This is a genomic window from Mycobacterium sp. E1747, from assembly GCF_001667775.1.
Classification (GTDB): Bacteria; Actinomycetota; Actinomycetes; order Mycobacteriales; family Mycobacteriaceae; genus Mycobacterium.
Window position 1 is genome coordinate 40,325 of sequence record NZ_LZJI01000157.1, and the last position, 12,189, is coordinate 52,513.

Here is a 12,189-nt window from a genome sequence, read left to right on the forward strand (position 1 = left end):
TCAAAAGCGGCTTCGGGCAGTCCCGTTAGTTGGTGCTACGCAGCGCGGTGCCGCCGGCCCGGCGCCCGGTGGCCTTCTTGGCCGTCGACTTGCCCGCCGCCTTCTGCGGCGCGGATTTCCGCGGCGCCGGCTTCTGCTCCGCCGGTTCCGCGGGCACGGCCTTGAGGCTGGCCTTCGACGGAGCGGAAGACCCGTTGCGGTGGCTCAGCCGTTGCAGCAATAGGGCGCCGCCGCCGACCGCCAGCAGCACCGGCCACTCGACCAGCCCTGCGACGCCCAGCGCGCCGATGGCCACCGCGGCCGCGGGCGTCGAGTGGCTGCCGCTGCTCATTCCCTTTTTGACGCCGTCGGCGGCCCCGGTGACGCCGCCGATGACTCCGTTCACCGCCGCGCCACCCACGGCGCCCGCGGCCGCGGTGGTCGCGCTTGCCGCGCGATTCACCGCTTGACCCACCCCTCGGACTGCCCCGCCGATGACACTCATTATGACTCCTTGGCTTTCCTGCCCTTGCCGCGAACGCGCGTCACCGCTGAGCTATACCCCGCTGAACGCATCGTTAACAGCAAAAAAACACTGTTTGACACTTCTAACAAAATCAAAGCCTGCCACCTTGCAAACGCGCAGACAACGAGCGGTGGCATTTAATTTGCCTGAGCTTAACCTGGTTAGAGGCGGGGTGCGACGAGGCGAACGCATTTCTAGCCTTGCCTTACGTCGATTTGCACCGGTGCGTGATCGCTGGCGGCCTTGCCCTTGCGCTCCTCGCGGACGATCTCGGCGCCGATCACGCGGGCCGCCAACTCCGGTGACGCGAGGATGAAATCGATGCGCATGCCTTGCCGTTTCGGGAATCGCAGCTGGGTGTAGTCCCAGTAGGTGTACACACCCGGCCCGGGCGCGAAAGGCCTTACCACGTCGGTGAATTGGGCGTCGACGATGGCGCCAAAAGCCCGGCGCTCCGGCTCGGAGACGTGGGTGGCGCCGGCGTAGAAATCGGTGCTCCAGACGTCGTCGTCGGTCGGGGCGATGTTCCAGTCGCCGGAGAGGGCGATCTGCGCGGTGGGGTCGTGGCGCAGCCAGCCGGCCGCCGTATCACGCAGCGCGGCAAGCCATTCCAGCTTGTAGGTGTAGTGCGGATCGCCCAGCGCGCGGCCGTTGGGCACATACAGGCTCCAGACCCGGATACCGCCGCAGGTGGCGCCCAGCGCGCGGGCCTCGGCCGTCGCGGCCAGCTCCGGCTTGCTGCTCCAGCTGGGCTGGCCGTCGAAGCCGATCTGCACGTCGTCGAGGCCCACGCGTGAGGCGATCGCGACGCCGTTCCATTGATTGAAGCCGACGTGCGCCACCTCGTAGCCGAGCTCGAAAAACGGCAGGGCGGGAAATTGGCTGTCGGAACACTTGGTCTCCTGCATGGCCAGCACGTCGACGTCGGCGCGGGCCAGCCAGTCGAGGACGCGGGGCAGGCGGCTGCGAATCGAGTTCACGTTCCAGGTGGCCAGCCGAAGCGGCGATCGCGAGCGCGGCGAAGCCGGGCGCTGCGGGTCGCCGCCATCAGGAAGCGGCGATCGCGAGCGCGGTGAAGCCGGGCGCTGCGGGTCGCCGCCATCAAGCATGGCTAGACGGTATCCCAGGCCGGGGAGCGGGCCGGGAAGTAGCGGCGGCTGTGGTGCGCCCGGAAGCCCAGCGCGTCGGCGAGCGGCAGCAGGCCGGTGCCGTCGCCCGCGACAACCAGATAGGCGCGAGTCGCACCGCGCGCCGCGGCGCGGGCGATGAGCGCTTCACACGCACCCGCGGTTGGGGGGTGGTGCCCGGCCGCCGACAGACCCACCCAGCGCGTGCCGTCGGGCGCGTCGGTCACGGCCGCGCGCGCGAGCGCCTCGGCGTCCGGGTCGGCTGCCGCCGGCGACGAGGCCGAGACGTCGCGCACCATAACGCGTTCCGTGCGTTCGGCGCTCAGCCCCGACGGCAGCGGCAACAAGCGATCGGGAATCGCCAGCCGCGGCGTGCGGCCGCGGCGCTCATACCAGTCGACGATCGCCGCGATGGTGCCCGCCCGGGCCGAAACATCCAGCGGCACAGCGAAATCGACTCCATGTCCGGCCCGCAGCAGCCAGCCCTCGAGCCACGCCTGGTCCGCGCCGGGGGACGCCGCGGCGGCCGCATGCTCGAGCGCCCGGATTTCGGAGGTGCGCACGGGTGCGTCGGTCAGCACCCGAAGCGCGACCACGTCGTGGGGCAACACTTCGGCGACCGCGCCCGTCTTGGTCCGGACCCGCACCACCGGGTCGACCGCCAGCAGGTGTCCCACCGCGTCGGTCAGGGGCGGGACCGAGCCGGGGGGCCGCCGGTAGCGCAACGTCACCCGCGTGCCCAATTCCGGCCACGAGAACATCAGTGACCGAAGGGGTCCGGCCCCTCGCCCGGCAGCCACGACAGCCCGGGCACGCCCCAGCCGTGCGCCTTGACGGCGCGCTTGGCGCTGCGGGCGTGGCGACCGATCAGCCGGTCCAGATAGAGGAAGCCATCCAGGTGCCCGGTCTCGTGCTGCAGCATGCGCGCGAACAGGCCGGTGCCCTCGATCTCGACCGGGTTGCCGTCGGCGTCGAGGCCGGTGACCCGCGCCCAGGTGGCGCGGCCGGTGGGAAACGACTCGCCGGGGACCGAGAGGCAGCCCTCGTCGTCGTTGTCCGGGTCGGGCATGGTCTCCGGTATCTCGGAGGTCTCCAGCACCGGGTTGACGACCACGCCGCGGCGCCGGTCGGTGCGGCCCCGGTCGTCGGCGCAGTCGTAGACGAAGACGCGCAAGCCGACGCCGATCTGGTTGGCGGCCAGGCCGACTCCGTGCGCAGCGTCCATGGTTTCGTACATGTTGGCGACCAGCTCCGCCAGGTCCGCCGGCAGCGAGCCGTCGGCGCCGACGGGCACCGGCTGCGTCGGGGTGTGCAAGACCGGATCCCCCACGATCCGGATCGGTACGACTGCCATGGTCGGCTAAGCTACCGCACGCCCGTCCGGGCAGACGCCGGCCATGTTCTCGGGCAATCTGAGCCAATCGGCCGACTCGCGGGTCTGGATCACGGCTTGAGGGTTTGCGCCGTGGTTCAATATTCGCCGAAACACGCCCTCAGGTAAGTCAAGTCATCTACAGCAGCCGAGAATCGCCGGAAGGGTCCAGGGGAAGCTATATGGACAGCGCCATGGCGCGGGCAAATCGATCGGGGGACGATGCCGAGATCGCAGATGGCCTCACCCGCCGCGAACACGACATCCTCGCCTTCGAACGTCAGTGGTGGAAATTCGCGGGCGTAAAAGAAGAAGCGATCAAAGAATTGTTCTCGATGTCGGCGACGCGCTACTACCAGGTGCTCAACGCGCTCGTCGACCGGCCGGAGGCGCTGGCCGCCGACCCGATGCTGGTGAAGCGGTTGCGCCGGCTGCGTGCCAGCCGGCAGAAGGCGCGGGCGGCGCGGCGGCTCGGCTTCGAGGTGACCTGACTCGCTACAGTGGGCTCGATGAAAGAGCGAGTCCCCGACTCCACGGGGCTGCCCCTGCGGGCGATGGTGATGGTGCTGTTGTTCTTAGGCGTCATTTTCCTGCTGCTCGGCTGGCAGGCGCTGGGGTCGTCCGGCAGCTCCGACGACGACTCGGCGTCGGCGGTCTCCACGTCTTCCGCCACCAGCACCTCTGCCACGCCGACGAGCCCTAAGCCCGCGGGCAACCGGTCCGAGGTGCAGGTGTACAACATCTCGACCAAAGAGGGCGTCGCCTCCCGCACCAAGGATCAGCTGACGGCCGGCGGTTTCAATGTCACCAAAGTCGACAACCTGACCGTGCCCGACGTCGCGGCCACCACGGTGTATTACACCGACGCCGACGACGAGCACGCCACCGCCGACGCGGTCGGCAAAATCCTGGGCGCCCCGGTCGAAGTCCGCATCCCGGCCCTGAGCGGGCAACCGCCCGGGGTGATCGTCCTCGTTACGGGCTGACCCGTCAGCGGCTAGGCTTCCGCTATGCCTTCGATCGCTGGTTACCGCACCGCCGCCGTCACCGTTTCCGCGCTCGCCGCAGCAACTTCGGTCGCCCTGCTCGGCGCGTGCTCGTCGCCGCAGCACGCCTCCACGTCCCCGGGCACCACACCGGCGGTGTGGACCGGTTCGCCGGCACCGGCGGGAACCGGGACGCCGGAGGGCGGGGCCGTCACCGCGCCGTCGGGGCCGAGCGTCGTCACCCACCTGAAGGCGCCCGACGGTACCCAGGTCGCCACAGCCACGTTCCAGTTCAACAACGGCTACGCCACGGTCACCATCGAGACGACCGCCAACGGCGTGCTCTCGCCCGGCTTCCACGGGGTGCACATCCACAAGGTCGGCAAGTGCGAGCCCAACTCCGTCGCCCCGACCGGCGGCGCGCCGGGCGATTTCCTGTCCGCCGGCGGGCACTTCCAGGCGCCCGGACACGCCGCCGAACCCGCCAGTGGTGACCTGACCTCGCTTCAGGTGCGCAAGGACGGGTCCGGGATGCTGATGACCACGACGGACGCCTTTGCCATGGACGACCTGCTCAGCGGCCAGAAGACGGCGATCATCATCCACGCCGGCGCCGACAACTTCGCCAACATCCCCTCCGAGCGCTACAACCAGGCCAATGGCACCCCGGGCCCCGACCAGATGACGATGAGCACCGGTGACGCCGGCAAGCGGGTCGCGTGCGGTGTGATCGGTGCCGGTTAACCGGGCCCAGGCGCGCATCGATTTCGCCCGGTCACCGAGGCCGACCCTCGGCGTGGAGTGGGAGTTCGCGCTCGTCGACGCGCAGACCCGCGACCTGAGCAACGAGGCGACCGCGGTGATCGCCGAAATCGGTGAAAACCCGCGCGTACACAAGGAGTTGCTGCGCAACACGGTCGAGGTCGTCAGCGGTGTCTGCAGATCCGCCCCCGAGGCGATGGAGGATCTGCGCGAAACCCTCGCCCCGGCGCAGCGAATCGTCCGCGACCGGGGCATGGAGTTCTTCAGCGCCGGCGCGCACCCGTTCGCGCAGTGGTCCACCCAGAAGCTCACCGACGCGCCCCGCTACGCCGAACTGATCAAGCGCACGCAGTGGTGGGGCCGGCAGATGTTGATCTGGGGCGTGCACGTGCACGTCGGAATCTCCTCGGCGCACAAGGTGATGCCGATCATGACGTCCCTGCTCAAGTACTACCCGCACCTGTTGGCGCTCTCGGCGTCCTCACCGTGGTGGAGCGGCGTGGACACCGGGTACGCCAGCAACCGCGCGATGATGTTCCAGCAGTTGCCGACCGCCGGCCTGCCGTTTCAGTTCCAGACCTGGTCGGAGTTCGAGGGGTTCGTCTACGACCAGAAGAAGACCGGCATCATCGATCACGTCGACGAAGTCCGTTGGGACATCCGGCCTTCGCCGCACCTGGGCACCGTGGAGGTACGGATCTGCGACGGCGTGTCCAACCTGCGCGAGCTGGGCGCGTTGGTGGCGCTGACGCACTGCCTGGTGGTGGACCTGGACCGCAGGCTGGAAGCCGACGAGACGCTGCCGACCATGCCGCCGTGGCACAACCAGGAGAACAAGTGGCGCGCCGCCCGCTACGGGCTGGACGCCATCATCATCCAGGACGCCGACAGCAACGAGCGGCTCGTCACCGAGGACCTCGACGACGTGCTGAATCGGCTTGAGCCCGTGGCGAAATCGTTGAACTGCGTCGACGAGCTTGCCGCGGTGGCCGAGATCCCCAGGCTGGGCGCCTCTTATCAACGGCAGCGCCGGGTGGCCGAGGAACACGACGGCGACCTGCGGGCGGTGGTCGACGCGCTGGTTGCCGAGCTGGAGATCTGATGGAGCTGGCGATGTTCCCGCTGGAGTCGGCGGTGCTGCCCGACCAGGACCTGCCGTTGCGGATTTTCGAGCCGCGCTACGGCGCGCTGGTCCGGCATTGCCTGGACACCGGTGACCCGTTCGGCGTGGTGCTGATCTCGCGGGGACGCGAGGTCGGCGGCGGGGACGCGCGTTGCGACGTCGGGGTGTTGGCTGCGATCACCGAATGCGTCGACCACGGCGCCGGCCGGTATTCCCTGCGGTGCCGGACCGGGGAGCGGATCCGGGTGACCGAATGGTTGCCCGATGATCCGTACCCGCGGGCGAGCGTGACCCGGTGGCCCGACCAACCGAGCGCGCCGGTCACGCCCGCCCAGCTGGTCGAGGTCGAGGACAAGGTGATGGCCCTGTTCGAGCGGATCGCCGACGCGCGCGGCGTGACGCTGCCGGACCGCGCGGTACTGCTGGGGCAGGGCCCGGCCACCGACTCGGGACAACGCCTGTACGCGTTGGCCTCGCGCCTCCCCATCGGCTCGGCCGACCTCTACACGGTGCTGTCGGCGCCGTCGGCCGGCGAGCGCCTGGCGGCGCTGCGCGAGGCGGTCGAGGCGCTCGCTGAGGTGGTGGAGTTCCAGCTTTCCGAATAGTTCGACAGGGGACCTCAACGCCCTGTCCAAGCAAGGCCGTTTCCCCGAGATGCGCCGGTTGATCACCGACGAGATGGTGGCCCGGATCGGAATCGTCGGCACCCCGAGGAATGCGCGCGGCAGATCGCCGCCCGGTTCGGCGAGCAGGCAGCCGAGGAGTGCTGCTATTTCCCAGGCTGCCCGCCGGCGGCCGCGGACATTGCGGACCTGATCGGCGCGCTGCACCGCGGCCCGGCGCTGCGATGAACCCCGACCTCACCGTGGACGTCGACAGCGGCGTGGCGGTGCTCACGCTCAATCGCCCCGAACGGCTCAACGCGTACACCGCCGAGATGGGCAGCGCCGACGCGCGCGAAGGGGTCGCCGCGTTCCTCGAGCGGCGGCCGCCGTCCTTCACCGCGCGGCTGTCCCGCGAGTGGGAGCCGCCTGGCCAGCCGTGAGAATCCGGCGAAACCTATGCGCAGACCCAAATGCGTGGGCGCACGCCGGAACTCAGGCGCGGTCGCAACACATTCCGGAGACCTCCCACCACCGGGCCGCGCTCCCAGCGCGGCCGGATGCTCGGTCATGCCGCTATAGGCTGCCACACCGCCGCGCGTGCCATCAGCCTCGGCGCCACCACCCGATGCAGCGGGCCGACGACCGCCCAGACGGCCCGCGCCCTGAGCCTGCGGCAATAGCGCACGCGGGTGGTGAGGGTGGCGCGCCGATTGTCGCGGCGTCGCAGCGTCAGCTCGCCGCGCATGAGCGGCCCGCGCGCCCTCAGCACCAGCTCGTCGTGATCCGACCGCACGATGGTCCAGCCGATGAGGTGATCCGGCGACGACACCGGCCCGAGGTCAAACCCCAGGACGTGGCGGTGGATCCACAAGATGGCGCCGCCGCCCGATCCCCGCCCGACGCCGTCGCGGAACGTCTCCTCGGCGCTACGCGAATCCCCCTGCGGGAGTGGCACTTCGAAGACATCGGTGTAGTCGGCCTGTTCGGCGGCCCGCGCGATCCGGTGCAGCGCCCACCGGACGGCGACGCGGTGCCCGCCGGTGCCGATGACCAGCCCCCGGTAGACCTTGCCGTGCACGCCCGGGAAGGCGGCCCAGGTCGCCGAGCGCACGCGGGTGCGGTCGCCGGCTACGGGCTCCAATTCGAACACCCACCGGTACACCGCGAATGGATGCCGGCCCGTCAGCGCGAACCGGTCCGGGGCCCGCGCCTCGTCCAGGGTGAAGCCGGATGGCACGGTCGACGGGTCGGCGGAGTCCCGGCACATCACCCGCAGCAGCGCGGACCACGTGTCCGCGCGCCCCGCGTCGACGGTTATGGCATGCTCATCGATATAGGGTAATCGTTCCATATAGAAGGACCATACTAGATCGTGGCACCTCCGCGGAAGCATGAAACCGATGTGATCCTCGACGCCGCCCGGGCGCTGGTGCTCGACGGCGGGCCGCGCGCGGCCAGCGTCGCGGCGATCGCCAAGGCCAGCGGCGCGCCCGCGGGCACCCTGTATCACCGGTTCGGCAACCGCGACGGCATCCTGACGGCGGCGTGGCTGCGGGCGCTCGAACGCTTCCAGGCCCGCGCCCTGGCCGCGGACGGCCAGACGCCCACCGACACCGCCGTCGCGATGGCGGTGGCCGCCGTGGGCTTCGCGCGCGAGTTACCCGACGACGCCCGGTTGCTGCTGACGATCCGGCCGGGCGACCTGCTCGACGACGAGCCCGACGCCGCGTTCCGCGAGACGCTGGCCGCGATGAACGCGCCGCTGACCGAGCGGATCGCAGTGTTGGCCCGGCAGCTGTACGGCAACGCCAGGCCACGGTCCGTCGACGCCGTCGCGCGGGCTGTCGCGGACCTTCCCTATGCCGTGGTCCGCCGGCACGCGAACGACGACCCGATGCCGCGCTGGCTCGAGGACGACGTCGCGGCCTCGGCGCTGGCCGTGCTACGGAGCTTTGGCGAAGTCCCGTAGCGCCTCCACCTGAGCGGGATCCAGTGAAGGACGCACGATTTGGCGCGCCGCCGCGATATCGGCGGCCGTCACGTCGGTGGCATCGATCGATCGGCGCATCGCGGTCAGCGCCGCCTCGCGCAACAGCGCCACGCAGTCGGCGGCGCTGTAGCCGTCGAGCCCGGCGGCCACCTCATCGAGGTCGACGTCGTCGCTCAGCGGGACGGATTTTCCTGCGGTGCGAAGGATTTCGCAGCGGGCGGCGGCGTCGGGCGGTTCGATGAAGACGTGCCGCTCCAGCCGGCCCGGGCGCAGCAGCGCAGGGTCGATCAGGTCGGGCCGGTTGGTGGCCCCCAGCACGACGACGTCGCGCAGCGGGTTGACGCCGTCGAGTTCGGTCAGCAGCGCGGCCACCACCCGGTCGGTCACGCCCGAGTCGAAGCTCTGCCCGCGCCGCGGCGCCAGCGCGTCGATCTCGTCGAGGAACACCAACGACGGGGCGGAGTCGCGGGCGCGCCGAAACAGTTCGCGGACAGCCTTTTCCGAGCTGCCCACCCACTTGTCCATCAACTCGGAGCCCTTGACCGAATGCACGGACAGCTGCCCGGTGCTGGCCAGCGCGCGCACGACGAAGGTCTTGCCGCAGCCGGGCGGCCCGTACAGCAGCACGCCGCGGGGCGGTTCCACGCCCAACCGGGCGAAGGTATCGGGGTGCTGCAGCGGCCACAGCACGGCCTCGGTCAGCGCCTGCCGGGCCTCGGCCATGTCGCCGACATCGTTGAGCGTCACGTTGCCGACGGTCACTTCCTCGCTGGCCGAACGAGACAGCGGCCGGATGACCGTCAGCGCGCCGAGAAGGTCCTCCTGGTTCAGCTCGGGCGGGAGCCCGTCGATGCTGGCGCGGGCCGCGGCCCGCAGCGCCGCCTCCCGCAGCAGCGCGGCCAGGTCGGCGACCACGAAACCTGGTGTGCGAGAGGCGATCTCGTCCAGGTTGAGGGTGTCCGCCGGCACGGATTTGAGCAGCGACTCCAGCAGCGCCTTGCGGGTGCCGGCGTCGGGCAGCGGCAGGCTGAGCTCCCGGTCGCACAGGTCCGGCGCGCGCAGCCGGGCGTCGAGCTGGTCGGGCCGGGCCGAGGTGGCGATCAGCGCAACGCCCTCGGTCGCCACGGCGGTGCGCAGTTCGCCCAGGATCAGGGCGGCCACCGGCTCGGGGGTGGCCGGCAGCAGGGCGTCGACATCGGTGATCAGCAGGACACCGCCGCCGTTGCGGACCGCGTGCACCGCCGAGCTCACGGTCTTGAGCCGGTCCTCCGGGGTCAGGGCGCCCACCTCGGGGCCGTCCAGCTTGACCAGCCTGCGGCCGTCGCACACCGCGCGCACCAGCGTCACCTTGCCCACCCCGGCCGGGCCGGACACCAGCACGCCCAGGTTCGCGCCCGCGCCCAAAGTCTTGAGCAGGTGCGGCTCGTCGAGCGCAAGCTTGAGCCATTCGGTGAGTTTGGCGGCCTGCGGCTGCGAGCCCTTGAGTTCCTCGAGGATCGTCTCCGGGCTGGCGACGTCGACCAGGTCGGTGGACAGTGTCGGGCCGCCGGAGGGCACGCCCACGCCCCAGGTGACCAGCGAGTTGGGCTGCACGCTGACCGGCCCCCGCGGGTCCACGCCGGTGACGGTCAGCAGTTCCGAGGTCCAGCTGATGCCGACCGAGGCCGCCAGTGCCCGGGTGGCCGCCGAGGTGGAGGTGCCCGGCCCCAGGTCGCGGGGCAGCAGCGACACGGCGTCGCCGACGGTCAGCACCTTGCCGAGTAGGGCCTGCCGCAGGGTCACCGGCGAAATGGACTGGCTGGCCAGCGACGAGCCGGACAGCGTCACGGACCGGGCACCGTAGACGGTGACCGCCCCGACGATCACCGCGGTGCCCTCGCGCAGGCCCGCGTTGGACAGCGTCACGTCGTCGAGCAGCGCGGTGCCGACCGGGGTGTCCGGCCCAGCCAGGCCCGCCACCGCCGCCGTGGTCCGCGAGCCGGTCAGCGCCACCGCGTCCCATTCCCGAATGCCAAGCGCGGCAACCACGCTCGGGTGCAGCCGGACGACGCCGCGGCGCGAGTCGACGGCGGAGGTGTTCAACCGCGCGGTGAGCGTGAGCTGACGGGGCGCATCCTCGCCCGGCCGGCTCATGGCAGGCGCCCACCCGGCTTGCGCAGCCCGAGCCGCGCCATCGACCGGCGGTGCGGCTGCGCCCGGCGGATCGCGCGGCGCGCGGCGCGGCGCTGCTTGGGTTCGTCGGCCCACGCTTCGGGATGCGCGGCCAGCCAGCGCTGGTTGCGGATGGCGAACGGGACGTGGCACAGGTAGGCGACGATGATGACCCAGATCAGGACGTAGGGGGCCAGCACCGCCGCGGCCGCGCAGATTGCCAACAGCGCCAGCAGCGGGGCCGCCCAGCTGGGGGGCACCGCCGCGGCGTGCATTTTGCGCATCGGGATCTTGCTGATCATCAGCATCGACGTCCCGGTGATCCAGATGCACAGGAACGTCGTCGACGTCCACCAGCCCTCACCGAACTGCAGCTTGAGCCCGATCAGTCCGATCATCGACACCGCGCCCGCGGGCGCCGGCATGCCGACGAAGAACTCGTGCGTGTAGGCGGGCTGGCTGCCGTCGCTTTGCAGCGCGTTGTACCGTGCCAGCCGCAGCACGACGCACACCGCGTAGAGCAGGATCACCACCCAGCCGGCCGGCGACTTGGTCAGCATGGTCACGTAGAGCACGATCGCCGGTGTCACCCCGAAGTTCACCGCGTCGGCAAGCGAGTCGATCTCCTCGCCCATGCGCGACTGGGCGTCCAGGATGCGGGCCACCCGGCCGTCGAGCCCGTCCAGGATGGCGGCCGCGGCGATCAAGGCCATCGCGGCCTTGGGCTGGTGTTCGAGGGCGAACCGGATCGAGGTCAGGCCCGCGCAGATCGACAGCACCGTCATCGCGCTGGGCAGGATCTGCAGGTTGACCGACGGCCTGCCGCGAGGCTTGCTGATCATCACAGCTCGGCCAGCACGGTTTCGCCGGCGATCGCGCGCTGGCCCTCGCGGACCAGCGGTTCGGCGCCCGCCGGCAGATAGGTGTCCAGCCGGGAGCCGAACCGGATCAGGCCGTAGGTGTCGCCGATCGTCAGCTTGTCGCCGACGCGCGCGTCGCAGATGATGCGCCGGGCCAGCAGCCCGGCGACCTGCACCGCCACCACCTCCGCGCCGGTGGGCGTCCGGATCCGCAGGCTGGTGCGCTCGTTCTCGGTGCTGGCCGCGGCCAGATCGGCCGAGCCGAACCGGCCGGGCCGGTGCTGCATGGCGATCACCTCGCCGCTCACCGGGGCGCGCTGCACGTGGGCGTCCAGCAGCGACAGGAAGATGCTGACCCGGGGCAGCGGGGCGTCGCCCATCCCGAGTTCGGCCGGCGGGGCGGCGGCGTCGACCACGCACACCAACCCGTCGGCGGGCGCGACGACGGCGCCCGGCCTGGCCGGCGGCACCCGGGGCGGGTGGCGGAAGAATCCGGCGCAGGCGCCCGCCGCCAGCAGACCGGCCCGTCGGATCCACCGATGCCTGCGGCCGGCCAGCGCCACCGCCAGGCCGCCCGCGATGAAGGGGCGGCCGGCCGGGTGTACCGGCGGAATGGTCGAGCGCACCAACTCCAACGCGTGTTGCGGGCGAAACGCTGGATCCTCGGCCGTAGGGCCGACGGGGCGGGGGCGGCGTGCCACGCGGCCA

General features: G+C 71.0%; 14 protein-coding genes and 2 pseudogenes. 8 read left to right on the forward strand and 8 right to left on the reverse strand.

Annotation, left to right across the window (positions count from 1 at the left end; all coding sequences use genetic code 11):
* Positions 1 to 25 precede the first annotated feature (25 nt).
* From A5695_RS15115 to A5695_RS15130, 4 genes are all read right to left on the reverse strand, one after another.
* On the reverse strand, positions 26 to 484 hold the full coding sequence (locus tag A5695_RS15115) for a hypothetical protein (protein ID WP_068083329.1): 459 nt from the start codon (positions 482 to 484) through the stop codon (positions 26 to 28).
* A 215-nt stretch (positions 485 to 699) separates the two neighbouring features.
* Positions 700 to 1,614: an exodeoxyribonuclease III gene (locus tag A5695_RS15120; RefSeq protein WP_156749665.1), complete on the reverse strand. Its 915-nt coding sequence runs from the start codon at positions 1,612 to 1,614 to the stop codon at positions 700 to 702.
* Between the two features lie 2 nt (positions 1,615 to 1,616).
* On the reverse strand, positions 1,617 to 2,393 hold the full coding sequence (locus tag A5695_RS15125) for a GCN5 family acetyltransferase (RefSeq protein ID WP_068083333.1): 777 nt from the start codon (positions 2,391 to 2,393) through the stop codon (positions 1,617 to 1,619).
* Positions 2,393 to 2,986: a peptide deformylase gene (locus tag A5695_RS15130; RefSeq protein ID WP_068083335.1), complete on the reverse strand. Its 594-nt coding sequence runs from the start codon at positions 2,984 to 2,986 to the stop codon at positions 2,393 to 2,395. Before A5695_RS15130 ends, A5695_RS15125 begins: the two co-directional genes overlap by 1 nt.
* Before the next feature lie 200 nt (positions 2,987 to 3,186).
* Here A5695_RS15130 and A5695_RS15135 point away from each other — a divergent pair, with 200 nt between their 5' ends.
* The 7 genes and pseudogenes from A5695_RS15135 to A5695_RS30305 form a co-directional block, all read left to right on the forward strand.
* Positions 3,187 to 3,495: a DUF3263 domain-containing protein gene (locus A5695_RS15135; protein ID WP_007167558.1), complete on the forward strand. Its 309-nt coding sequence runs from the start codon at positions 3,187 to 3,189 to the stop codon at positions 3,493 to 3,495.
* 18 nt (positions 3,496 to 3,513) lie between these two features.
* Positions 3,514 to 3,990, forward strand: a complete 477-nt coding sequence (locus A5695_RS15140; protein WP_068083338.1) for a LytR C-terminal domain-containing protein — start codon at positions 3,514 to 3,516, stop codon at positions 3,988 to 3,990.
* A 24-nt stretch (positions 3,991 to 4,014) separates the two neighbouring features.
* Positions 4,015 to 4,734 carry a superoxide dismutase family protein gene (locus tag A5695_RS15145; protein ID WP_068083342.1) on the forward strand — a complete coding sequence of 240 codons (720 nt, stop codon included), beginning with the start codon at positions 4,015 to 4,017 and terminating at the stop codon, positions 4,732 to 4,734.
* Positions 4,724 to 5,854, forward strand: coding sequence for a glutamate--cysteine ligase (locus A5695_RS15150; protein WP_068083345.1), 1,131 nt, complete (start codon positions 4,724 to 4,726; stop codon positions 5,852 to 5,854). The genes A5695_RS15145 and A5695_RS15150 overlap by 11 nt, the downstream gene beginning before the upstream one ends.
* Positions 5,854 to 6,480, forward strand: a complete 627-nt coding sequence (locus tag A5695_RS15155) for an LON peptidase substrate-binding domain-containing protein (RefSeq protein ID WP_068083348.1) — start codon at positions 5,854 to 5,856, stop codon at positions 6,478 to 6,480. The genes A5695_RS15150 and A5695_RS15155 overlap by 1 nt, the downstream gene beginning before the upstream one ends.
* Positions 6,481 to 6,490: 10 nt before the next feature.
* Positions 6,491 to 6,726 (forward strand): annotated as a pseudogene (locus tag A5695_RS27665) (LLM class F420-dependent oxidoreductase); the annotation flags it as partial.
* Positions 6,723 to 6,818 (forward strand): annotated as a pseudogene (locus A5695_RS30305) (crotonase); the annotation flags it as partial. The pseudogenes A5695_RS27665 and A5695_RS30305, both read left to right, overlap by 4 nt.
* Positions 6,819 to 7,045: 227 nt before the next feature.
* On the opposite strand, the gene A5695_RS15165 reads toward A5695_RS30305, so the two are convergent.
* Positions 7,046 to 7,831, reverse strand: a complete 786-nt coding sequence (locus A5695_RS15165; RefSeq protein ID WP_068083354.1) for a DUF2867 domain-containing protein — start codon at positions 7,829 to 7,831, stop codon at positions 7,046 to 7,048.
* 21 nt (positions 7,832 to 7,852) lie between these two features.
* Between A5695_RS15165 and A5695_RS15170 the strand changes: the two genes are divergently transcribed.
* Positions 7,853 to 8,449, forward strand: coding sequence for a TetR/AcrR family transcriptional regulator (locus A5695_RS15170; RefSeq protein WP_068083357.1), 597 nt, complete (start codon positions 7,853 to 7,855; stop codon positions 8,447 to 8,449).
* Here A5695_RS15170 and A5695_RS15175 read toward each other — a convergent pair.
* From A5695_RS15175 to A5695_RS15185, 3 genes are read right to left on the reverse strand one after another with little or no spacing between them, the layout of a single operon-like run.
* Positions 8,423 to 10,603, reverse strand: a complete 2,181-nt coding sequence (locus A5695_RS15175; RefSeq protein WP_068083360.1) for an AAA family ATPase — start codon at positions 10,601 to 10,603, stop codon at positions 8,423 to 8,425. The genes A5695_RS15170 and A5695_RS15175 overlap by 27 nt on opposite strands.
* Positions 10,600 to 11,463 carry a CDP-diacylglycerol--serine O-phosphatidyltransferase gene (gene pssA / locus A5695_RS15180; RefSeq protein WP_068083363.1) on the reverse strand — a complete coding sequence of 288 codons (864 nt, stop codon included), beginning with the start codon at positions 11,461 to 11,463 and terminating at the stop codon, positions 10,600 to 10,602. The genes A5695_RS15175 and pssA overlap by 4 nt, the downstream gene beginning before the upstream one ends.
* Complete coding sequence (locus A5695_RS15185; protein WP_068083366.1) at positions 11,463 to 12,182, reverse strand: phosphatidylserine decarboxylase; 720 nt, start codon at positions 12,180 to 12,182, stop codon at positions 11,463 to 11,465. The genes pssA and A5695_RS15185 overlap by 1 nt, the downstream gene beginning before the upstream one ends.
* Positions 12,183 to 12,189: the final 7 nt, after the last annotated feature.

What these genes read in the sequence shown, in the direction of transcription:
- A5695_RS15115 (WP_068083329.1), bottom strand. Translation starts at nt 484, where the DNA reads ATGAGTGTCATCGGCGGGGCAGTCCGAGGGGTGGGTCAAGCGGTGAAT.
- A5695_RS15120 (WP_156749665.1), bottom strand. Translation starts at nt 1,614, where the DNA reads ATGCTTGATGGCGGCGACCCGCAGCGCCCGGCTTCACCGCGCTCGCGA.
- A5695_RS15125 (WP_068083333.1), bottom strand. Translation starts at nt 2,393, where the DNA reads ATGTTCTCGTGGCCGGAATTGGGCACGCGGGTGACGTTGCGCTACCGG.
- A5695_RS15130 (WP_068083335.1), bottom strand. Translation starts at nt 2,986, where the DNA reads ATGGCAGTCGTACCGATCCGGATCGTGGGGGATCCGGTCTTGCACACC.
- A5695_RS15135 (WP_007167558.1), top strand. Translation starts at nt 3,187, where the DNA reads ATGGACAGCGCCATGGCGCGGGCAAATCGATCGGGGGACGATGCCGAG.
- A5695_RS15140 (WP_068083338.1), top strand. Translation starts at nt 3,514, where the DNA reads ATGAAAGAGCGAGTCCCCGACTCCACGGGGCTGCCCCTGCGGGCGATG.
- A5695_RS15145 (WP_068083342.1), top strand. Translation starts at nt 4,015, where the DNA reads ATGCCTTCGATCGCTGGTTACCGCACCGCCGCCGTCACCGTTTCCGCG.
- A5695_RS15155 (WP_068083348.1), top strand. Translation starts at nt 5,854, where the DNA reads ATGGAGCTGGCGATGTTCCCGCTGGAGTCGGCGGTGCTGCCCGACCAG.
- A5695_RS15165 (WP_068083354.1), bottom strand. Translation starts at nt 7,831, where the DNA reads ATGGAACGATTACCCTATATCGATGAGCATGCCATAACCGTCGACGCG.
- A5695_RS15175 (WP_068083360.1), bottom strand. Translation starts at nt 10,603, where the DNA reads ATGAGCCGGCCGGGCGAGGATGCGCCCCGTCAGCTCACGCTCACCGCG.
- pssA (WP_068083363.1), bottom strand. Translation starts at nt 11,463, where the DNA reads ATGATCAGCAAGCCTCGCGGCAGGCCGTCGGTCAACCTGCAGATCCTG.